The sequence below is a fragment of the Pseudomonas sp. 5.2 genome (assembly GCF_059025405.1).
Map to the genome: position 1 here is coordinate 360104 of NZ_JBYBHH010000004.1, position 20010 is coordinate 380113.

Below are 20010 nucleotides of genomic sequence, written 5' to 3' on the forward strand. Positions count from 1 at the left end.
CGGCGCGCATTGGCTTCGTGCGCCCCGAAATTAGCACACATCGTATTGCTGGAGTTTAGACATGCCTGATAGCAACATTTTTAATGGCCCCTACTACTTATCTATTGCTGGTGATCTGGCTACTGCTGAAAGCACCATTCCAGTCTACAACCCGGCAACCGGCGAGGTCTTCGCACAGGCGCCATCGGCTAGTCCGGAACAGCTAGACGTAGCCATCGCCGCCGCCAAGTCTGCTTTCAAACCTTGGGCTGCGCTAAGCTACGAACAACGCGGTCAGTATCTACTGACCTACGCGGATGCCTTGCACAGTCACCGCGAAGATTTGGCCGTTCTGCTAACTAAAGAACAAGGCAAGCCTTTAACCAGCGGGGCGCAGGTTGAAGTTGACCTAGCCATTCACTGGATCCGCGAGACGGCCACGCGCCGTATCCCCGTGGAAATCCTTGAAGAGACTGATAGCCATGTGGTCGAGTTGCACCACACACCGTTGGGCGTAGTCGGTGCCATTACCCCTTGGAACTTCCCGGTCCTCTTAGCGCTGTGGAAAGTTGCGCCGGCACTGCTAACCGGCAACACGATTGTGATAAAACCGTCGCCGTTCACGCCGCTCACCTCTCTACGGTTTGGGCAGATCGCCCAGTCGATACTCCCCGCAGGTGTGATGTCAGTGGTTGCTGGAGGCAATGAGCTGGGCCCGCAGATGACCGGGCATCCCGATATCGCCAAAATCAGCTTCACCGGTTCGACTGAAACCGGTAAGCATGTGATTCGCTCTGCCGCCGGCACGGTCAAGCGCTTGACCTTGGAAATGGGCGGTAATGACGCCGCTGTAGTATTGCCTGACGCTGACTGGAAATCGATCATCCCGCAATTATTTTGGGGCGCGGTGGGCAACTCTGGCCAGTGGTGCGTGGGCGTGAAGCGTCTGTACGTCCACCACTCTTTCCACGCAGAGTTCGTTACCGCATTCGTCGCCTATGCCAGCCAGCAAACGCTAGGCGATGGCCTAGACCCAAACACTAAAGTCGGCCCGGTGCAGAACAAAATGCAGTTCGACAAGCTGCGCACTTTCCTTGAAGACATCAAAACCAATGGCCAGAAGGTGGTGTTGGGTGGCGAAATCGATGACAGCCGCCCTGGCTATTTTATTCCGGTGACCGTAGTAGACAACCCGCCGGAAAATTCGAAGATCGTACAGGAAGAACAGTTCGGTCCAATCGTGCCAATTTTGGCTTATGACAGCGTGGAAGAAGTGATTGAGCGCGCCAATAACAGCCCTTATGGCTTGGGGGGCTCTGTATGGGGGCGTGATGTCCAAACGGCTGTCGCTGTGGCCAACCGGATCGAGGCGGGTATGGTCTGGGTAAATGAGATTCATACCCAAGGCGTAGACATACCGTTTGGCGGGCAAAAACAGTCGGGCTTGGGCACCGAAGGGGGCCACGAAGGTCGCTTGTTGTTCACCAACCCGAAAACGATATTGATCAAGAAGTAATTTGATCAAAGGAGCCTCACGAATGCCGCAGCAACCAACTACCAATCGCCGACTAGTTCTGGCGTCGCGCCCTCACGGCGTGCCGACTCTCGATAATTTCCGCCTTGAGAACACCTCCGTACCACAACCTGGCCCCGGCCAAGTGCTGCTTCGTACCGTTTACCTCTCGCTTGACCCTTATATGCGTGGGCGCATGAGCGATGCGCCATCCTATGCACCACCAGTGGCAGTGGGTGATGTAATGGTCGGTGGTACTGTCAGCCGGGTTGTGGAATCTCGCCACCCTGATTACACCGTTGGGGACTGGGTGCTATCGCAGAACGGCTGGCAAGACTACGCCGTAGTCGATAGCGCTGGCTTGATGAACCTGGGTGCATCACCACAGCAGCCTTCCTACGCCCTAGGTGTATTCGGCATGCCTGGATTTACCGCCTACATGGGCTTGCTAGACATTGGTAACCCGAAAACCGGCGAAACCCTGGTGGTGGCGTCAGCCACCGGTCCTGTGGGTGCCACCGTCGGGCAAATCGGAAAGATCAAGGGCTGCCGTGTAATCGGGGTGGCAGGTGGGGCCGAGAAGTGCCAATACGCGATCGAGACCCTGGGCTTCGACGCTTGCCTGGATTATCACGCGCCAAACTTCGCAGATCAATTAGCCCAAGCCTGTCCGCAAGGCATCGATGTGTATTACGAAAACGTGGGTGGCAAGGTCTTCGACACTGTATTGCCGCTCCTAAACGCAAAGGCACGTATTCCAGTATGCGGCATCATAGCCCACTACAACGACACCGACCTGCCATCTGGGCCAAACCGCCTGCCGCTACTGATGGGAACAATTCTGAGAAAGCGCATCAAAATGCAAGGCTTCATCATTTTCGATGACTACGGTCACCGCTTCGATGAGTTCTACCAGCAGATGTCACAGTGGTTTGCCGAAGGCCGTATCCACTATCGCGAGGCAATGGTCGAAGGGCTTCATAACGCTCCCGAAGCATTTATCGGATTACTGCAGGGCGCACATTTCGGCAAATTAGTGATTCGTGTCGGTACCGATGAACAAGAGGGCGTATAAATGACTGGCCCTATCGTAGTGGTCGCTATACTCATGGCACATGACGGCCAAGCTGATGCCCTCGAGCAAGTATTGCGCGCTTGCATCACCCCTTCGAATGCCGAAATTGGTTGCTTGGCCTACGCACTTCACCGCAGTCAGAGCGAACCCAGGCTGTTTGTTTTCATAGAACGGTGGACAGATATGGCGGCGATTGAGTTGCACCGGCAAATGCCGCATTACTTAGCGATGGCAGAGCAAGCCGAAGAGTTGGTTAGCGAGCGCCAGGTACACCTGCTGGATGACATTGGCATTATTTAACTCCGTCGTTGGGGCGGTGTGAGGCCGAATTACCTTGTATTGCCCCGTACAGCTCTATACGTTCGACACTAAGCCACGGTGGAGTTGACAGATGTGGTGCCACTACTGATCGAGAATGGGGTTCCTATCCTTATGGTCACTATGAAAAGGGTCCGAATTAAAGCAAATTCGTGATCGAAGGCGTCATATTGATCACTGTGCAGAAGCAACGAGCGTAAAAAATGTAACCACGGCAATGGTCGCCCTACTCAAATAATACCTCAGCCTGCCAAGCTCTCCAGTGTCTAGGCAGGCCGACTTGACGACACGTCCAATTGAGGCCTTCTATGATCAAGCTTCATCATCTCAACGCATCTCGATCTTTACGCGTCCTTTGGCTCTTGGAGGAAATGGGGGTTAGTTACGAGTTAGTTCGCTATCAACGTGATCCCGTAACCCATCTCGCCCCGGAAGACCTGAAGAACATTCATCCGCTAGGCAAATCTCCAATTATTGAAATTGAAGGTCAAATAATGGCTGAGTCAGGTGCCATTGTTGAATACTTGATCCGTCGATTTGCGCCTGACCTAGAGCCACAGCTCAGCTCACCGGACTATATTCAGTACCTGCAATGGGTTCATTTTGCAGAAAGTTCTGCAATGGTACCTATACTACTCAAGATATTTGCTCAATTTGAAGTGGATGCGGGCTCAGAATTGAAATTTCTTGAGGGCTACACAAAGACCGAGTCTGAAAAGGTATTAGGCTTCCTTGACAGCATGCTTGCAGAAAAGACTTTCATCCTGGGTGAAAAACTGTCCGGGGCCGACTTCATGATTGCATTCGTTGCTATCACTGTAGTTGAACAGCTCAGAGAAGGACTGCAGTACCCCCACCTAACTGCGTACCTTGAGCGCTTAACCACACTGGACAGCTGGAAAAGAGCATTGAAGCTGGAGCACAAAAACTCCTAACGAAATGCTGAGCTTGAGAGGTCCTGAGCGTGTATCAGGTACTCAACTAATGCGGCTTATTGCGCTGCCGGCGGTTGTCTTTCTTCAGCCGGCAGGCAACCAAATCTGCTAGAAAACTGATGAGCTAAATGGTGCGATCAGTGAATTGTTGGCGTCTCAGCGCAGGGTGGAAAGCCCTTACGGTTACCTCGATAACGAGGAATTTATATCTTGATAGTGCTTTGGACTGAATAAATTCTAAAACTTTCATGAGCTCGCCAAATCTTGAGTTTCATCGCGCAACAAGTGGCGAGGTGGCTTTTTAAGCAACGCCAGGAATGACCGTAGCGCTACTTGAATTATTTGAATCGGTTGATCCTCACTTTTTAGCCCCTCATAAAGCAGCCCGGTGATCAACCCCTTGAACACCGCTATACAGGTGTATAGATCTAGGGTTGACGGCAATTCACCTCGAGAAATAGCATGCCGGAGGGTTTGATAAAGGTACTTGACAAACCGGTCACTCGCCTCAACCAAACGATTATGGATAATACTCGACTGATTCAGACCTTGATAAATCAATATTTCCGAAAACTGCTTTGATTGGGGGCTATGAACAGCGTCCACCATGGCGGATACCACAGCATTCCAAGCAAGGTCGATATCTCCACCTCCTGAAAATTCCAGTTCAAGTGGATGCCGCCGAGAGGACAGCACTGCCTGAAGTAACTCCTGCTTTCCTTTAAAGTGCCAGTAGACGGCGCCACGCGTGACGCCCGCTTTTTGAGCAATGTGCTCTAGCGTAGTGTCTGACACTCCTTGGGAAGCGAACACACCGACTGCGGCCTCAATGATTCGCTGCCGTGTCTCTTCTGCCTCGGCTGCCGTCTTCCTAGCCATACCTTTTATAGCGCTTTCTTTGACGCGCGACCGATAGCGCGCTCAATGCTCTGCTTACTCAATAGCAGCGATTTCTTGATCACATCAGACTGTGTGCTCGCTCTAGAAGTAGGCATCACGACGGCAAGGGAGTAATAGCCAAGGTAAGTATCTAACAGTGTTGCGAATGAGCACACACCATCAATATGCTCATCCAGATCGCTGGCAATACCACTCACCCGGACTTCACTGAGCTGTTTGATGAGCGCCTTTCGATCCAGAGTGTTGGGGGTGAATACCTCAAGCTGACCGCCGAGTGCTGATTGCAGCGTTTCCTCTGGCAATGCCGCCAGAAGGACCTTACCTGCAGCTGTCGATGCAGCCGGCACATTGATTCCGATAGGGAATACGACTCTCAACTCTCTTTCTGAGACTATGCGGTCCAGCACGTAAATCTTGTCACCTGCCAGGGAAGCCAGACAGACCGATTCATCGAGTTCCTCAGCCAGTGTACGAAGGTAAGGTTTGACCAAAGAGAGGATGTCCGTTTGCGCCTGGTTGATGAGCTGACCAAGAGCCGGGCCGAGTCGGAAACCTCCGTTAGGCCTCAGGGCCTCCACAAGAAACTCTTCCTCCAAAGCGTTGATGATTCTCTGCACTGTCGAACGTGGCAATCCAACCACCTGAGCGATTGCCGCCAAGCTTAACCCGTGCGGATGACTGCCAAGGGCTCGCATGATGGAGGCGGCTCTGGCAATGACCTGAATGCCTCCTGCTTTGCCACCGACTTCTTCTGACTGATTCATATCTCTCCTCTGCGTAGATCACTGCGGCGTATCTGCATGGTCGCTACTTTAAAGCTCCAAGACCAGCCTCGCCAGTCACCCTTCCAAAACGCCAGGCTCAAGATCCTCGACCAACGGTCAATCTCGCTTGCTTGCACGACCAGTATCGTATGATGGTACACTCTATCGCAATACGATTCAGCATAAGCCTCGTGATAGAGGCGGAGAGATGGAGCCAACCGGTGAGACACATACGACCTACGCGTGCAATTCACTCAATTCCTTTCGCTGCGTTGATTTTGATAACGGGGTGTGGAGAAAAAGAGCAGGCAATTTCGGCTTCTACACCACCCGACGTGGGCGTATACACGGTGCGCTCGCAAGCCTTGACCCTGACCACTGACCTACCCGGTCGTACGTCGGCTTACCGAGTAGCGGAGGTGCGCCCACAGGTGTCAGGAATTCTTCAAAAGCGTTCGTTTGTTGAAGGGGCTGAAGTAAAACTGGGGCAGCAGCTCTATCAAATTGATCCGCGCACCTATGAGGCGCAGCTGCGTCGTGCAGAAGCAAATAGAACGACTGCAGAAAATCTGGCTCGACGCTATGAAACGTTGTTGAAGACCAAGGCGGTCAGCAAGCAGCAGTACGACGATGCGCTTGCCGCTTGGAAACAAGCAGAAGCCGACTATCAGGTCGCTCGCATCGACGTTCAGTACACCCGAGTGCTTTCGCCAATCTCCGGCCGCATCGGTCGCTCGGTGGTTACCGAGGGTGCGCTCGTTACCAACGGACAAGCTCAATCGCTCGCCACGGTCACTCAGCTGGACCCTATTTATGTCGACGTCACCCAGCCGATCACAAAGCTTCTTGGGTTGCAGAAGGCATTGGAGTCAGGGCGTCTTCAGAACACAGGCGAGAACCAGGCTGAGGTCAGCCTCACGCTAGATGACGGGAGCGCGTATCCGTTGCCGGGGACTCTGAAGTTTTCAGAGGTCAGCGTTGATCCGACAACGGGTTCTGTGACCCTTCGCGCTGAATTTCCAAATCCTAATCGCAAGCTGCTGCCAGGTATGTTTGTTCATGCCCTGCTGAAGGAGGGTGTGCAGAAGGCCGCGATTTTAGTACCGCAACAAGCCATCAGCCGAGATACGCGAGGAGTGCCAAGCGTCTGGGTGGTAAAAGCCGATAACACCATCGAGGCTCGTGAGGTTCAGACACTCCGAACAGTGGGCAACGCCTGGCTGATCAGCAAAGGGGTGACCGAGGGAGAGCGAATCGTTACCGAGGGTGTTCAACGTGTACGCAGCGGCATCGCTGTCAACGCGGTTGAGGCCAAAAATGTCAATTTGGTAGACGGCTTCGCCTCTGCCACTGAAGCCTCGGCTAACTGAGGGGGCCCGATTCATGTCTCGTTTCTTCATCGACAGGCCGATCTTCGCCTGGGTTCTCGCTATCGTGGCTATGCTTGCCGGCGCGCTGTCGCTGGCCAAGATGCCGATCAGTCAATATCCAAACATCGCGGCACCTGCCGTGTCGATCCAGGTCAGCTACCCAGGTGCTTCTGCACAAACTGTTCAGGACACTGTAGTCCAGGTTATTGAGCAGCAGCTTAGTGGTCTTGATGGTTTCCGGTATATGTCGGCTGAGAGCGCATCTGACGGCAGCATGACCATCATCGTGACCTTTGAACAGGGAACCGATCCGGACATCGCTCAGGTTCAGGTGCAGAACAAGCTGCAGCTGGCGACGCCTCGTTTGCCAGAGGAGGTTCAGCGTCAAGGTCTTCGCGTTGTGAAGTATCAGATGAACTTCTTCCTGGTCATGAGCTTGGTGGATCGTTCAGGCAAGCTCGATAACTTCGATCTGGGCAACCTGATTGCTTCACAGCTTCAGGATCCAATTTCGCGCATCCCTGGAGTTGGCGATTTCCAGCTGTTTGGTTCCCCTTACGCGATGCGTATCTGGTTGGATCCCGGCAAGCTCAACAGCTATCAACTGACACCTACCGATGTCGCAAATGCGATACGAGAGCAGAACGTCCAAGTCTCATCGGGCCAGCTGGGTGGTTTACCTACTCGCTCAGGCGTGCAGTTGAATGCGACCGTACTCGGCAAAACGCGTATGACGACGCCGAGCCAGTTCGATGAGATTTTGGTCAAGGTGAATGCGGACGGATCACAGGTACGAGTGAAGGATGTCGGGCGTGCGGAACTGGGGGCTGACAGCTTCGCCATTTCTGCACAATACAAGGACTCGCCAACCGCAAGTCTGGCGCTTCGTTTGTCCACCGGTGGCAACTTGCTGGAGACCGTTGAGGCGGTCAAGAAGCTGATGGAGCAGCAAAAGGCCTATCTGCCAGACGGCGTAGAGGTCATTTACCCATATGACACAACACCTGTCGTGGATGCTTCGATTGAGTCGGTAGTGCACACCATCTTCGAGGCAGTGGTGCTGGTCTTCCTGGTCATGTACCTGTTCCTGCAGAGCTTCCGAGCAACACTGATTCCCACCTTGGCTGTTCCTGTGGTGCTGCTCGCCACATTCGCCCTTCTGCCGTACTTCGGCCTCAATATCAACGTACTCACCATGTACGCCATGGTGCTCGCCATCGGCTTGCTGGTCGACGATGCGATCGTCGTGGTCGAGAACGTAGAGCGGCTCATGCACGACGAGGGCTTGACGCCCCTTGAGGCTACACGCAAGTCGATGGACCAGATCTCCGGGGCCTTGGTGGGTATCGGCATGGTGCTGTCGGCTGTATTCGTGCCGATGGCTTTCTTTGGTGGCTCCGCTGGCATCATCTACCAACAGTTCGCGATCACCATCGTGGTCTGCATGGGACTGTCGATCTTTGTTGCTTTGGTATTCACCCCAGCACTTTGCGTGACCATCCTCAAGGCTCCAGAAGGCGATCACCACCACGAGAAAAAGGGCTTCTTCGGCTGGTTTAACCGCATCTTCGACCGCGGCACGCTGCGCTTCGAACGAGGGGTCGGCGCAATGCTGAAGGGGCGCGGCAGATACCTACTTGCGTTCTTGCTCATCACGGGAGGAACGGGCTATTTGTTCACTCAGATCCCGAAGGCATTTTTGCCCAACGAGGATCAGGGCTTGATGATGATCGAAGTCCGCACACCGGCAAACGCTTCTGCAGAACGCACTGAAGGTGTACTTCAAGAGGTACGAGACTATCTTGCCAATGATGAAGGAGCGTTGGTTGAGCACTTCATGACAGTGAACGGTTTCAACTTCGCTGGTCGTGGTCAGAACTCGGGACTAGTGCTGATCACGTTCAAGGATTGGAAAGAGCGTCACGGCGCTGGCCAAGACGTATTCAGCATCGCACAACGGGCTAATCAGCACTTTGCCAAAATCAAAGATGCAAGCGTAATGGCATTCGTACCCCCTGCCATTCTGGAAATGGGGAACGCGATGGGCTTCAACCTGTATCTCCAGGACAACCTCGGTCTTGGCCACGAAGCATTGATGGCCGCTCGCAACCAATTCCTGCAGCTGGCAAGCGAAAATCCCAAGCTCCAAGCAGTGCGTCCGAATGGTAAGGATGACGAGCCGCAGTTCCAGGTGAACATTGATGACGAAAAAGCCCGTGCGCTGCAGGTAAGCATCGCGTCTATCAACGAAACGATGTCGGCAGCCTGGGGCTCGATGTATGTCAACGACTTCATCGACCGCGGCCGCGTCAAACGGGTGTACGTCCAGGGCGAAGACATCTCACGAATCTCCCCTGAGGACTTCGATAAATGGTACGTGCGCAACAGCCTCGGCCAGATGGTTCCATTCTCGGCGTTTGCAACCGGTGTGTGGGTGAACGGTTCGCCTAAGCTGGAGCGCTATGGTGGCATCTCGTCCCTGAACATCCTCGGCGAACCAGCCCCGGGATACAGCACTGGTGACGCGATGATTGCCATTGCTGAAATTATGCAAAAGCTGCCGGCCGGTATCGGCGTGAGCTACACCGGTCTGTCTTATGAAGAAATTCAAACCGGGGATCAGGCACCTTTGCTCTATGGATTGACTGTGCTCATTGTGTTCCTGTGCCTCGCCGCACTGTATGAAAGCTGGTCGGTACCGGTCTCGGTGATCATGGTCGTTCCTCTGGGCATCTTGGGTGCGGTATTGGCGACGCTGTGGCGCGACCTGACCGCGGATGTTTACTTCCAGGTCGGCTTGATGACCACTGTTGGTCTGTCGGCTAAGAACGCCATCTTGATCGTGGAATTCGCAAAAGAGCTGTACGAGAAGGAAGGCTATCCGATCGTCAAGGCTGCGATTGAGGCCGCCAAGCTGCGTCTGCGTCCGATTCTGATGACCTCGCTAGCATTCACCTTCGGTGTGCTTCCGATGGCCATCGCATCCGGTGCAGGGGCTGGTAGTCAGCATTCGATTGCTACGGGCGTGGTCGGAGGAATGATCACCGCAACCGTACTGGCCGTCTTCTTTGTTCCACTGTTCTATGTGGTGGTAGTCAAGTTGTTCGAAGGGTTCATGAAACGAAAGTCACAAACGAAGGAGGTGACTCATGAAGTTTAAGTCGCTCCCCGTATTTGCGTTGCTGATGCTCGGCGGATGCAGCTTGATCCCCGACTATCAGCAGCCAGCCTCACCTGTACAGGCGCAATGGCCTGCGGGTCAGGCTTACGAAGGGCAAGAAGTCCAGCGGGAGGCCGCAGCCGCGCTTCCCCAGACAAAGGAGTTCTTCAAAGATCCAGCGCTGGTGCGCCTCCTAGGTGCGGCGCTTGATAACAACAGAGATCTTCGGATCGCTGCCAAAAATGTTGAATCTTACAGGGCGCTCTACCGCATCCAGAGAGCGGAGCGGTTTCCCACGCTTGATGGCGATGCATCCGGAAATCGAACCCGTTTACCGGACGACTTGTCCTCCACAGGCGACTCTCGTATCGACAGCCAGTACCAAGTTGGCTTGGTAACTGCCTATGAGTTGGACTTGTTTGGCCGTATCCAAAGCTTATCGAGCCAAGCGCTTGAGAAGTATCTGGCTACAGAGGAGGCGCAGCGCAGCGTTCAGATCGCCCTCATAAGCGATGTGGCGACTACTTATTTTCTGTGGCGAACTGACCAAGCGCTTTTGGATCTGACGGACGCCACGCTGACCAGCTATGTTGAAAGCTTGGCAATGATCGAGTCCAGTGCAGCAGCAGGCACTTCGTCTGAGCTAGATGTTCGACAGGCCAGGACTTTGGTTAACCAAGCCCAGGCTCAGCAGGCCTTGTACACCCGACGCATCGCGCAGGATGTGAACGCACTGCAATTGTTGCTGGGCAGCAAGATTCCATCTGATTTGCCGCACGGCTCGCCATTGGCCATGAGCGCCCTAAGTAAGGTTCCAGCGGGGCTACCAGCGGATCTGCTGCTCAACAGACCAGACATTCGTGCAGCTGAACATCAACTTTTGGCCGCAAATGCCAATATCGGCGCGGCTCGTGCGGCCTTCTTTCCCCGCATTAGCCTGACAGCTTCAGTGGGTTCAGCAAGCAGCGATCTGGACGGCTTGTTCAACGGCGGATCCGACAGCTGGAGCTTCGCTCCACAAATTAGTGTCCCGATCTTCAATGCAGGAAAGTTGCGAGCCAATCTCGATTACGCAGAAATTCAGAAAGATGTGAATGTTGCGACCTACGAAAAAAGTATCCAAACAGCTTTTCGAGAGGTGGCCGATGGACTCGCTGCGAGGGGAACATTTGGCAAGCAACTTAGCGCCCAACGCGAGCTAGTCGATAACTATAAATCATACTTTGACCTAGCTCAGCAGCGATATGACCAGGGTATTGATAGCTATTTGACTGTATTGGATGCTCAGCGCGAGCTATTCGCCTCACAGCAGAAGCTGTTAAACGACCAGCTTGATCAAATCAACAGTGAAGTGCAACTTTATAAAGCGCTTGGTGGCGGCTGGCATATGAGCCAAAACTGAAATTACGGGCAGCGGCTTGCTATAGCGCTGCCCGTCTTTCAAGAGAATACTTAAACGCTTTTTCGATCCAAAGTGGTGAGTCATCACCAACTTTTATTCGAGAGGAATAGCAATGGAGTTGATATCAGTAAGCGCATTAGAGATCCGCTTTGACAACCGTCCTGACGATGATGTTCTTCTAGTCATTGACGAGCTGGTCAATGTGCTCCGAACCGAGCCGGGCTGCATGAACTATTCAATAATTGCGCTACACAAAAATTTCAGCTCGATGATCATAAGCGGCTTCTGGAATGATCAAGAACATATGATAGAACATTTTTCAAGCTCTAGTTTCACAGCGCTGATGGAGTGCTTGACATCCAATTGCCGAAGCATCTCCTTTAGGTCCTTATTTATGGAAACCGATATGCGGGGTCAACATGCAGAACCTTGAGAAAATCTTGCTGGAAGCAGACCTGCATAGCCTGATCACTTTTTTGGTGGTTTATCGTGAGGGCGGTGTAACAAGAGCTTCTGAACATTTGGGGGTGAAGCAGCCAGCAATCAGTAACACTATAGCCAAGCTTCGCAAACGATTTGGCGACGAGCTTTTTCTGGGGAGGCGCGCTTGGATACCAACTAAGCGGGCCGATCAGCTCGCTATCACTCTAGAGCCTGCATTCCACACCTTGCAGGAAGCGCTTGCTACACTGGATGCACAGCGCACTGGATAGCGCTATTCACTAGGCATATCAAACGCCACTTTGCAGACAATTTCAGCTTCTGAAAAAACGGGGACGAAAAAAACTATGGCCTAACGGCCATAGTAAAGGGAGGTTTTTATTCCACCCCAAGGAACCAATAGGCCATTACGTGCTATTTGAAGACGCAATGACTAAATAGATTTTGGAAAAAAGCCGCCTGCTGGCAAGCGGCAACACCAAAGGGGCAAATGAAGGACACTCGGTTGTTACAAAGAGGGGTACCGGGCCTCACTTCATCGAGAGCCACAATAATGGAAAGCCTCTAACCTGTGAAATCGAACCTACTAATAGTGACTATCGATACGCCTGTTAACCTACTCGATAAACACCTTCCTACAAACAAGGCGCAGGGTTAACTTTATAAGTTGGTGATGAAAAATATGGAGCAGAGCTCATTAGCTCCCTCGCCGCCTGAGCGTCATGGACGGTGATTCTCCGAATCGCTGTTTATATTCAGCGGAAAATCGACCGAGATGAGTAAATCCCCATTTCAATGCCGTGGACGACACCTCCCCCCCAAGGAGCTGCTTGGTTTCGAGTTCAACACGAACGCGTTGCAGGCGAATTTCCTTTAGCCATTGCATAGGCGATTGCCCACGATAACGTTGAAAGCTCAGCTGAACTGTTCGAGCAGTCACGCCAGCGTGCCTTGCAATTTGGGAGATCGTGAGCGCCTCTTGCGCATGCTCTTCCATGAACTCCTCAATCAGCCGAACAACCGCAGGGACTACTTTCTTTTCGGCCGACTCACGCAGCGCCTGGCTGTGGTTACTTTCATGGAATTCGAGCAAAGAAGACGCCAGCACCTCACCAATTTGGCTTTCTAGATACGATGAAAGTGACTTGGACGATAGCTGGCTGTAAGCCCAGCCCAGTGTCTGCAGCCAGTTCTGACCAGCAAAAGTATCCGTGGGCAGGTGCGGCTGAAAGTAAATGTCGTGCTTGATACTCCTCCCCAGCTGACGTTGAAGCATGGTTTCCAGCAGCGTTCGGTCTATGCGCACCAGCAGCTTGTCAGTGCCAGGGAAATGATTGAAAAAGGAGTGCTGGTGGTAGTTGAAAACAGTGGCATGTCCTGGGTTGCAGATGAGGCGTAACTGATCACTGATCACGTGCTCATGTCCAGTGAGGACCGACTGAACCAGTACGATGTCATCCAACTTCCCTGGATTGATCGCGACCTCTCCCCCAAAGGACATTCTGGCAACCCCAGCCTCACCGGCTGATCGATGAAAAAATCGAGCCATGAAGTCAGCTCCCTTTTTCTCAAGCCGGTTCTTGCAGAACATCCGCTCACCGCACAGCACCGCCTGCTCTAGGTCGGACGACTCGCATACGCTGAAATCCGCTAGGACCTGATCAGGAGGTATGAATGGAGCGACATTGGGCCAGGCCATGGAACGCCCTCGACAACGGCAATGACTTATACGAGCAAACTAGAACAAAAGGGCGTTGAGAACAACGTCATGGCGACGATCTGTGTCGTCGCCATGCTTCGCCGTTAATCGTGCACGATGTGGTAGTTCAAGAAGCCGCTCGCATCGGTTTGGATGTCTTCAAGGGCTTGGTTGAGCTGGTCCAATGTGTAGGGGCGAGGTACCCACTGATTGGTGTCGAGCAGACCCGCTCTGATCAACGCCATCAACTCCTGAGCTTCAGCCGTGGTGAACCATAGGGAGCCGATGTACTGAAGCTGGGTGCACATGAACGGGTGTGGATCGATCGGAATAGGTCCGCTTACACCTCCGATCTGTACGATTTTTCCTCCCGACGTGACAGCGCTCATGGAAGAAACAGAAAGCTCCGAGGGAGCCTTCGCGCCAAGCGTATCAACGACTGCATCAACTCCGAACGGAGCCATTTCACGAATGCTTGGGTGCAAATCGGTACTCGTGATCTGCAGGGTGCGAATGCGCTTTGGCGCCAGTTGGCGAAGTCGTTCGAGTACAGCCCCATCTCGTGCTGCCACAATGATGTCCGTCACGCCCATCGCCACTGCGGCAAGGGTCGCACCGATACCCAAGGTTCCAGAGGCTCCCAGTACCAGCAAGCTCTTACCTGGTGTGAGTTCGAGTTTTTTCAACGCAGAGTAAGCAGTACCTAGGTATCCAAGACGCGTGGCTACTGCAAAGGGCAAGTCATCAGCCAACGTAATGAGGTTACGTGCAGGTGCTCGGAGATACTGGGCGTACCCTGCATGGCGATACTCGCGGAATACCTCTTTCGACGAAGGGCTAAATCCGAAATAGCCCATGAAGGTGTAGCTAGCACACCGCGTCGGAAGCCCGGCCAGGCACTGTTTGCAGCTACCGCAACTCAGTCCTGGATTGACATAGACCCGATCACCTTCCTTGAAATCCTTCACAGAGCGGCCAACCGATACCACGGTGCCAGCGGCGTCCAACCCGAACACAGCAGGCAGCTCAGGTAGAGGTAAAAACGGGTACCACTCAGGGAAATTTGTGACGACGTTACGTAGATTAGGGATAACGCCACAGGCGGCAGTTTTGATCAGGACGTCATGCTCTCCAACAACAGGAAGCGGAATTTCGTCCACGGTGAATTTGCCACCCACTTCGTGGAGGCGAGCAGCCAACATCGTACCAGGCATGAAGCAAACCCTCTTTTTTTCGTTGTCAGGGCTGTGGGGCTCTTGCAAGCCATTGAGGTGTGACCGGCACATCGGCCACACCTCCAATTATCCGCTCGACTTCCAACATGAATATCCAAGTCAGGTAGACGCTATCCAGATAACGAAATTATTTGACGCCGCTCGATGGCGGTTGAGGGGGTGCGGCCAGATCTTGGGCCAACTGACGCAGCCAGCTAAGAGCCGCGTCAGAATCGTCCCTCGGATGCCAAGCCATCACGAGATGGAAAGGCTCGCTTTCAAATGGCAACTCAAACGTCTCGATGGCATCGTTCTGGGACTGAATAAGCATGCGAGGCATCGTACAGACCAAGTCCGTCGACATCAGAATCCCTGGAACCATCCCAGCGGTCGGCACGGTAAGGTAGATCCTTCGGCTCATGCCGGCGGAGCGTAAATACTCATCCATATAGCCCCTAAAGCTCTCCCGCTCTGGCGATACGACAAGATGATCGAGTTCACAGTATCCATCAAGGGTAAGGGGCTCGCCGCCACGAGGGTGCCCTTTGCGCTGCGCCATAACGAACTCATCGGTCCCCAACGTTGTGCATTTGATCCCCGGAGGAACGCCGCGGCTTGAGTCGATCAGCAGATCGAAAACACCTTCCTCCATTTGCTTTCCAATGAGTCCAGGATCAACGGCATTGAGAGAGACCTGAATTTGGGTACCAGCTTGCTTGCTGATCGAGGCAATCAACGGCTGACAGATGTTGCTCAAGGCGGTATCACAAGCGGCTATCCGGAAGACTCTCTTGTCATTCCAAGGATCAAATCCCAGCTCACTTTGAATGACTGAGCCGAGATTCTTCAATGCCGAGCGTAGAGGTCCCCGTAGCGCCATGGCCCGGGCGGTGGGGGTCATGCTCCGGCCTTTTTGAATCGGGACCAACAGCGGATCGCCCATCAGTTCGCGCAAGCGTGAAAGCTGCGCAGACATTGCCGGCTGGCTGATGTGAAGGCGTGAAGCTGCCTTAGTCACGTTCAACTCAGCAAGTAGCGTGTCCAGCGAAACCATGAGGTTGAGATCGATACGCGACAGGTCCATAACCAATCCATCCCGATGATAGGTCGCATAACGATAAACAATTTCACGGATAGCTTCGCAGGATTTTAATGTTTCGGCAGACCTACGCTATGGGGATCGACCATGACCAAACAGAAAGTACTGATAACGGCAGGAGCATCTGGTATCGGGTATGCGATCGCTCTGGCCTTCAGCAGCCGCGGCGCTGACGTCACGGTAGTGGACATCGACACTGACGCCTTAAACCGCCTTCATCTAGAGCATCCTGATATTCGCACTGCAGTATGCGATGTATCTGATCGCCTCAGCCTTGAACTCGATATTCCAGTCATTATCGAAGCCATGGGTGGTTTAGATGTGCTCGTCAACAATGCCGGGGTATCCGGCCCCACCGCTCCAGTGGAGCAACTTGATCCAGATGAGTGGGACAAGGTCATACAGATAAATTTGAATGGGACCTTCAACGTTACGCGCTTGGCCGTCCCTGCACTCAAGCGTTCATTACACCCCTCAATCATTAACATGTCTTCTGTTGCGGGACGACTGGGCTACCCAGATCGCTCCCCCTACTCGACCAGTAAATGGGGACTGATTGGTTTCACCAAGAGCCTTTCACGTGAGCTCGGCGCGTATGGGATTCGTGTCAACGCCATTTTGCCCGGAGCTGTCGAAGGTGAACGCTTCGAGAACGTACTCAAAGGGAGGGCCAATCTCAGCGGCAGCTCGGTGGAGGAAGAGCGTAGCAAGGCGCTTTCGGTTCAATCCCTCAAACGCTTGGTGGATCCGAAGGACATTGGAGAACTAGCAGTCTTCCTGGCATCGGACGCAGGCAAGTCTATCTCCGGACAGCTTTTGCCAATCGACAACGACATGCAGCAGACGATGTGAGGTACGACCATGAGCATGCGTGCAAAACTGATTGGAACTTGGGTGCTCGAATCCTACACAGAATACCCAGTGGACGGATCTACCCCTGTGCATCCCTTCGGCGAACATCCTGAAGGCTTCATAACCTACACGGCAGATGGCTATATGTCGGCTCAGCTGAGCATGCCAACCAGGGAAGTGTTTTCTTGAGGTGACTGGTTTGAGGGCACCGATGCGGAATACCGACCTCAAGGCCTGTCCTACATCTCCTACAGCGGCCCCTTTAATGTGGATGAGCACGCGGGTGAGCTCACCCACACCATAGAAGCAGTTGAGAGAGGGTAAACGAGCCGACTTGACCTGTCCTTGTTAACCACTTTTTTTCACTGTAAACCACTGTGGTTTACAGTGAAAAAAAGTGGTTAACAACCTGAGGCGGTGGGCAGAAGCTGTTACCTCACCAATGGGTGGTACAGCAAATTACAGGCAGTGGCTGGTTGGCAGGCCTGTCAGCCTGAACGATAGAGCATGCGCCGACCGCCAAGCAGGGTCACGTCCCTGACCGACTCTTCATATCGCGTACCGTTGGCGAGAGTGATCATGAACGTTGATCGGTCATCAATCTCAAGCACCTCTATCGCTTGAGCAGGCACCATTGACCATGCCCCAGAGCCATCATCGCTAGGCATTACACTCATTACGCGAGTCACGGTCGCGTTAACCGGCAGACTTTCCAGCAGCTGACAGAAATGCTCCACACACGAAACGAGCATCATCCGCTGAAAATCAAAGCTGTTGTCCAGTTGCCTTACGCACACATATAACCACGGTACGGATAGCTCCTGCTCGACGATCGCCCATAACCTACTGCCGTCAGCGAAGTGCAAGCTACTGCGAAGCTCAGCGCCTGGATGAGTCACGAACATGCAGGCCACCCTGTACCGAAAATGAACACTATAGATTGTAGTCCTTTAGTGTTCAATGACGCTTCATCGTTCCTTTTGCAGGAGTCGCAAATGGAACTGAATGACGCTGTCGGCCAGGCACTGCGCAATGCTCGCCTTCGCAACGGCTTTACCCAAGAGGACTTTGGCAGCATCAGCAGTCGAACCTACATCAGCTCATTGGAGCGGGGGATGAAAGCGGTAACCGTCAACAAGCTCACCTCGATCGCCGACGTGATGGGCGTGCATCCACTGAGCATTTTGGCTGAAGGCTTTTTGCTCCAGTCGGGGGGCAGTCTTGACGAACTATTCGCTCGTGTAAGGGCAGAAATCAGCGATGAATGCTGAGGCTTTGCCACCGAGGGCCAAGCTTTCTGGTGAGAATTATATCTGCTGAGCAATGGATCTCAGTGACGCTGATCTGGTAGCAATATGCCTACCCTCGCTGAAAGGCAATTAAAAAATCGGCGTCACTATACCCGTTGGGTATGCATCCCTATAAGTCGTCACCCTGAGACGCTTGGGCCCCTCGCCCTAGTGATGGAACCCACGGCAGCGTTAGAAAAGGGGCGTTTAGAAACTCAACAATTTACGGTCCACAGTTGATCAATCCGCGTGGTGTAAGACTGGCTCATCATTTCTCTTCGCATCCCCCAATCCGGCGCGACAGGCACGCGAGCAACCCGCATTGTCCCGCGCCCCCACCGGTCGTTGATATCATCCATAACCTGCATAAGTCGGCCACACGCAACTGGCTGCTTAAGCGCGAACAAATCCTCTGAGAACTCTCCAGGTTGACGCAGTTCCATCAGCAGTACCTCCGCCTTGCTATACCGGAAACCAGGCCTGTAAATCTTCGACACAGCATCGGTGGCGAATCTGGTCATTAGCAGGGTGTCGCAGGTTGGGTAAGGCAGCTCAACCAGCACGCCTTGGGCGTGGTGCGCCTCATCCGGGTTAAACATCCCGGTGCGGATGCTTACGCGTATTCGCTTGCACACTGAGCCCTGCGCTCGGAGTTTTTCAGCAGCACGCGCGACGTAAGTGGCCACGGCTTGCTTGATCAGCACAAGCTCAGTCAGTCGCTTGCCAAACATCCGGCTGCAACAGATCTCCTGCTTTGGCGGCTCTGCTTCGTCCAGTTCCAAGCAGGGCGTGCCAGCTAGTTCACGCGCCGTCTTCTCCACCACTACGCTGAACTTCTGTCGAAGCGTCCACGCGTCGGCTCTTGCCAAGTCCATTGCCGTGCGTATGCCCATAGCCCCGAAGTGTTCCGCCATACGACGTCCAACTCCCCAAACCTCCGTTACCGCAGTATTACGCAAAACCCAATCGCGTTTAAAATTATCGCGAATGTCCACCACTCCACCAGTGTGAGCCTGGAGCCTTTTGGCCGTATGGTTAGCCAACTTGGCTAACGTCTTGGTGTGTGCGATACCGACACCAACTGGAATGCTAGTGCAGCGAAGAACTCGTTGACGTAAGTCGCGACTGAAAGCCTCCATGTCTCCCGGCATGCCTGTCAGATCGAGCCAAGCCTCATCAATAGAATAACGTTCACAACGTTCTACGGAAGATTCTAGGAGCGTCATAACCCGCTCGGAGATATTGCCATACAAAGCATAATTACTAGAAAACGGAACAATTCCATGCCGTTTTAGCTTGTCTCTAATTTGGAAGAAAGGCTCACCCATTTTCACAAACGGTTTTGCGTCATACGACCGTGCGATCACACACCCATCATTATTACTCAGCACTACGATAGGCGTTTTTTCCAGATCGGGTCGAAAGATACGCTCGCAGCTCGCATAAAATGAGTTGCAATCAACCAGCGCGAACACTTGATCATTGCGCATGATCACGCACACTGAAACGGACTACGCCCCAAATCAATAGCTCATCTCCTTCAAGGACGTATCGCGCGGGATAGCTGGGGTTTTCCGATTTGAGTATCACCACCCCGTCACGCTTGTGAAGACGCTTACAAACTGGCTCATTGTTCAACGCCGCGATGACTACATCGCCGTGCTCGGCCTCCCGGCTCCTGTCGACAATGACCAGATCGCCCGAAAAAATCCCCGATCCCTGCATGCTATCCCCTTCTATTTTGACCAGATAAACATGGGGCGCTCGCAACTCGAAAAGGTCGTCAAGAGAAATGTCGCCTTCCAGGTGGTCGGTCGCAGGTGAAGGGAAGCCTGCAGGTACGCGAAAGGAATAGCAGGGAAGCTTGGCGGCACCACCGGTTGGCTTGCCTAAAAAGGTGATGGTCATGGCGAACGCTCAAGAATAACTGTACATGCATACAGTTAATCCTTGATTCAGTCTCGGGTCAATCCCGCTCGCTGGTGATTCGTCGGAGCTTG

At 53.3% G+C, this 20010-nt stretch carries 20 protein-coding genes; 12 read left to right on the forward strand and 8 right to left on the reverse strand.

The features are described from left to right. Positions 1-61 precede the first annotated feature (61 nt). The 4 genes from AC5PZ0_RS09330 (at position 62) to AC5PZ0_RS09345 (ending at position 3820) form a co-directional block, all read left to right on the forward strand. On the forward strand, positions 62-1495 hold the full coding sequence (locus AC5PZ0_RS09330) for an aldehyde dehydrogenase family protein (RefSeq protein WP_493854751.1): 1434 nt from the start codon (positions 62-64) through the stop codon (positions 1493-1495). A gap of 22 nt (positions 1496-1517) precedes the next feature. Next, on the forward strand, positions 1518-2567 hold the full coding sequence (curA, locus tag AC5PZ0_RS09335; RefSeq protein ID WP_493854752.1) for an NADPH-dependent curcumin/dihydrocurcumin reductase: 1050 nt from the start codon (positions 1518-1520) through the stop codon (positions 2565-2567). Next, complete coding sequence (locus AC5PZ0_RS09340; RefSeq protein WP_493854753.1) at positions 2568-2867, forward strand: putative quinol monooxygenase; 300 nt, start codon at positions 2568-2570, stop codon at positions 2865-2867. A 326-nt stretch (positions 2868-3193) separates the two neighbouring features. Next, positions 3194-3820 (forward strand): glutathione S-transferase family protein, encoded by a 627-nt coding sequence (locus tag AC5PZ0_RS09345; protein ID WP_493854754.1) that lies wholly within the window; start codon positions 3194-3196, stop codon positions 3818-3820. A gap of 246 nt (positions 3821-4066) precedes the next feature. On the opposite strand, the gene AC5PZ0_RS09350 is transcribed toward AC5PZ0_RS09345, so the two are convergent. Beyond that, the gene (locus AC5PZ0_RS09350; protein WP_493854755.1) at positions 4067-4699 is read right to left on the reverse strand and encodes a TetR family transcriptional regulator; all 633 of its coding nucleotides are present in this window, start codon (positions 4697-4699) and stop codon (positions 4067-4069) included. A gap of 5 nt (positions 4700-4704) precedes the next feature. Continuing rightward, a complete protein-coding gene (gene srpS, locus AC5PZ0_RS09355; protein ID WP_493854756.1) occupies positions 4705-5484 on the reverse strand; it encodes a solvent efflux transporter transcriptional repressor SrpS in 780 nt (259 codons plus the stop codon). A gap of 221 nt (positions 5485-5705) precedes the next feature. Between srpS and srpA the strand changes: the two genes are divergently transcribed. The 5 genes from srpA (at position 5706) to AC5PZ0_RS09380 (ending at position 12129) form a co-directional block, all read left to right on the forward strand. Further along, on the forward strand, positions 5706-6854 hold the full coding sequence (srpA, locus tag AC5PZ0_RS09360; protein WP_493854757.1) for a solvent efflux RND transporter periplasmic adaptor subunit SrpA: 1149 nt from the start codon (positions 5706-5708) through the stop codon (positions 6852-6854). Between the two features lie 13 nt (positions 6855-6867). After that, positions 6868-10014: a solvent efflux RND transporter permease subunit SrpB gene (gene srpB, locus AC5PZ0_RS09365; protein WP_493854758.1), complete on the forward strand. Its 3147-nt coding sequence runs from the start codon at positions 6868-6870 to the stop codon at positions 10012-10014. Then, complete coding sequence (gene srpC, locus AC5PZ0_RS09370; RefSeq protein WP_493854759.1) at positions 10004-11416, forward strand: solvent efflux RND transporter outer membrane subunit SrpC; 1413 nt, start codon at positions 10004-10006, stop codon at positions 11414-11416. Before srpB ends, srpC begins: the two co-directional genes overlap by 11 nt. Positions 11417-11528: 112 nt before the next feature. Further along, positions 11529-11849 (forward strand): antibiotic biosynthesis monooxygenase, encoded by a 321-nt coding sequence (locus AC5PZ0_RS09375; protein ID WP_493854760.1) that lies wholly within the window; start codon positions 11529-11531, stop codon positions 11847-11849. Next, positions 11836-12129, forward strand: coding sequence for a LysR family transcriptional regulator (locus tag AC5PZ0_RS09380; RefSeq protein WP_493854761.1), 294 nt, complete (start codon positions 11836-11838; stop codon positions 12127-12129). The genes AC5PZ0_RS09375 and AC5PZ0_RS09380 overlap by 14 nt, the downstream gene beginning before the upstream one ends. Before the next feature lie 425 nt (positions 12130-12554). Here the strand turns inward: AC5PZ0_RS09380 and AC5PZ0_RS09385 are convergent, their stop codons facing one another. The 3 genes from AC5PZ0_RS09385 to AC5PZ0_RS09395 form a co-directional block, all read right to left on the reverse strand. Continuing rightward, positions 12555-13556: an AraC family transcriptional regulator gene (locus AC5PZ0_RS09385; RefSeq protein ID WP_493854762.1), complete on the reverse strand. Its 1002-nt coding sequence runs from the start codon at positions 13554-13556 to the stop codon at positions 12555-12557. Positions 13557-13660: 104 nt separating this feature from the next. Then, positions 13661-14770, reverse strand: coding sequence for an alcohol dehydrogenase catalytic domain-containing protein (locus AC5PZ0_RS09390; protein WP_493854763.1), 1110 nt, complete (start codon positions 14768-14770; stop codon positions 13661-13663). Positions 14771-14918: 148 nt separating this feature from the next. Beyond that, entirely contained in the window at positions 14919-15854 is a 936-nt protein-coding gene (locus AC5PZ0_RS09395; protein WP_493854764.1) for a LysR family transcriptional regulator, read from the reverse strand. Between the two features lie 102 nt (positions 15855-15956). On the opposite strand from AC5PZ0_RS09395, the gene AC5PZ0_RS09400 reads away from it, so the two are divergent. After that, positions 15957-16721: an SDR family oxidoreductase gene (locus AC5PZ0_RS09400; protein WP_493854765.1), complete on the forward strand. Its 765-nt coding sequence runs from the start codon at positions 15957-15959 to the stop codon at positions 16719-16721. A 9-nt stretch (positions 16722-16730) separates the two neighbouring features. Next, the gene (locus tag AC5PZ0_RS09405) at positions 16731-16910 is read left to right on the forward strand and encodes a lipocalin-like domain-containing protein (protein WP_493854766.1); all 180 of its coding nucleotides are present in this window, start codon (positions 16731-16733) and stop codon (positions 16908-16910) included. A 299-nt stretch (positions 16911-17209) separates the two neighbouring features. Here AC5PZ0_RS09405 and AC5PZ0_RS09410 read toward each other — a convergent pair whose 3' ends face one another. Beyond that, a complete protein-coding gene (locus AC5PZ0_RS09410; protein WP_493854767.1) occupies positions 17210-17626 on the reverse strand; it encodes a hypothetical protein in 417 nt (138 codons plus the stop codon). A gap of 90 nt (positions 17627-17716) precedes the next feature. Here AC5PZ0_RS09410 and AC5PZ0_RS09415 point away from each other — a divergent pair, with 90 nt between their 5' ends. Then, the gene (locus AC5PZ0_RS09415) at positions 17717-17992 is read left to right on the forward strand and encodes a helix-turn-helix domain-containing protein (RefSeq protein ID WP_493854768.1); all 276 of its coding nucleotides are present in this window, start codon (positions 17717-17719) and stop codon (positions 17990-17992) included. 233 nt (positions 17993-18225) lie between these two features. Here the strand turns inward: AC5PZ0_RS09415 and AC5PZ0_RS09420 are convergent, their stop codons facing one another. Further along, positions 18226-19500, reverse strand: a complete 1275-nt coding sequence (locus tag AC5PZ0_RS09420) for a Y-family DNA polymerase (protein ID WP_493854769.1) — start codon at positions 19498-19500, stop codon at positions 18226-18228. Beyond that, on the reverse strand, positions 19490-19918 hold the full coding sequence (locus AC5PZ0_RS09425) for a LexA family protein (RefSeq protein WP_493854770.1): 429 nt from the start codon (positions 19916-19918) through the stop codon (positions 19490-19492). The genes AC5PZ0_RS09420 and AC5PZ0_RS09425 overlap by 11 nt, the downstream gene beginning before the upstream one ends. Positions 19919-20010: the final 92 nt, after the last annotated feature.

What these genes read in the sequence shown, in the direction of transcription:
- AC5PZ0_RS09340 (WP_493854753.1), top strand. Translation starts at nt 2,568, where the DNA reads ATGACTGGCCCTATCGTAGTGGTCGCTATACTCATGGCACATGACGGC.
- AC5PZ0_RS09415 (WP_493854768.1), top strand. Translation starts at nt 17,717, where the DNA reads ATGGAACTGAATGACGCTGTCGGCCAGGCACTGCGCAATGCTCGCCTT.
- srpC (WP_493854759.1), top strand. Translation starts at nt 10,004, where the DNA reads ATGAAGTTTAAGTCGCTCCCCGTATTTGCGTTGCTGATGCTCGGCGGA.
- AC5PZ0_RS09375 (WP_493854760.1), top strand. Translation starts at nt 11,529, where the DNA reads ATGGAGTTGATATCAGTAAGCGCATTAGAGATCCGCTTTGACAACCGT.
- curA (WP_493854752.1), top strand. Translation starts at nt 1,518, where the DNA reads ATGCCGCAGCAACCAACTACCAATCGCCGACTAGTTCTGGCGTCGCGC.
- AC5PZ0_RS09405 (WP_493854766.1), top strand. Translation starts at nt 16,731, where the DNA reads ATGAGCATGCGTGCAAAACTGATTGGAACTTGGGTGCTCGAATCCTAC.
- AC5PZ0_RS09400 (WP_493854765.1), top strand. Translation starts at nt 15,957, where the DNA reads ATGACCAAACAGAAAGTACTGATAACGGCAGGAGCATCTGGTATCGGG.
- AC5PZ0_RS09425 (WP_493854770.1), bottom strand. Translation starts at nt 19,918, where the DNA reads ATGACCATCACCTTTTTAGGCAAGCCAACCGGTGGTGCCGCCAAGCTT.
- AC5PZ0_RS09395 (WP_493854764.1), bottom strand. Translation starts at nt 15,854, where the DNA reads ATGGACCTGTCGCGTATCGATCTCAACCTCATGGTTTCGCTGGACACG.
- AC5PZ0_RS09390 (WP_493854763.1), bottom strand. Translation starts at nt 14,770, where the DNA reads ATGCCTGGTACGATGTTGGCTGCTCGCCTCCACGAAGTGGGTGGCAAA.
- AC5PZ0_RS09380 (WP_493854761.1), top strand. Translation starts at nt 11,836, where the DNA reads ATGCAGAACCTTGAGAAAATCTTGCTGGAAGCAGACCTGCATAGCCTG.
- srpB (WP_493854758.1), top strand. Translation starts at nt 6,868, where the DNA reads ATGTCTCGTTTCTTCATCGACAGGCCGATCTTCGCCTGGGTTCTCGCT.
- AC5PZ0_RS09385 (WP_493854762.1), bottom strand. Translation starts at nt 13,556, where the DNA reads ATGGCCTGGCCCAATGTCGCTCCATTCATACCTCCTGATCAGGTCCTA.
- AC5PZ0_RS09350 (WP_493854755.1), bottom strand. Translation starts at nt 4,699, where the DNA reads ATGGCTAGGAAGACGGCAGCCGAGGCAGAAGAGACACGGCAGCGAATC.
- AC5PZ0_RS09330 (WP_493854751.1), top strand. Translation starts at nt 62, where the DNA reads ATGCCTGATAGCAACATTTTTAATGGCCCCTACTACTTATCTATTGCT.
- srpS (WP_493854756.1), bottom strand. Translation starts at nt 5,484, where the DNA reads ATGAATCAGTCAGAAGAAGTCGGTGGCAAAGCAGGAGGCATTCAGGTC.
- AC5PZ0_RS09420 (WP_493854769.1), bottom strand. Translation starts at nt 19,500, where the DNA reads ATGCGCAATGATCAAGTGTTCGCGCTGGTTGATTGCAACTCATTTTAT.
- AC5PZ0_RS09410 (WP_493854767.1), bottom strand. Translation starts at nt 17,626, where the DNA reads ATGTTCGTGACTCATCCAGGCGCTGAGCTTCGCAGTAGCTTGCACTTC.
- AC5PZ0_RS09345 (WP_493854754.1), top strand. Translation starts at nt 3,194, where the DNA reads ATGATCAAGCTTCATCATCTCAACGCATCTCGATCTTTACGCGTCCTT.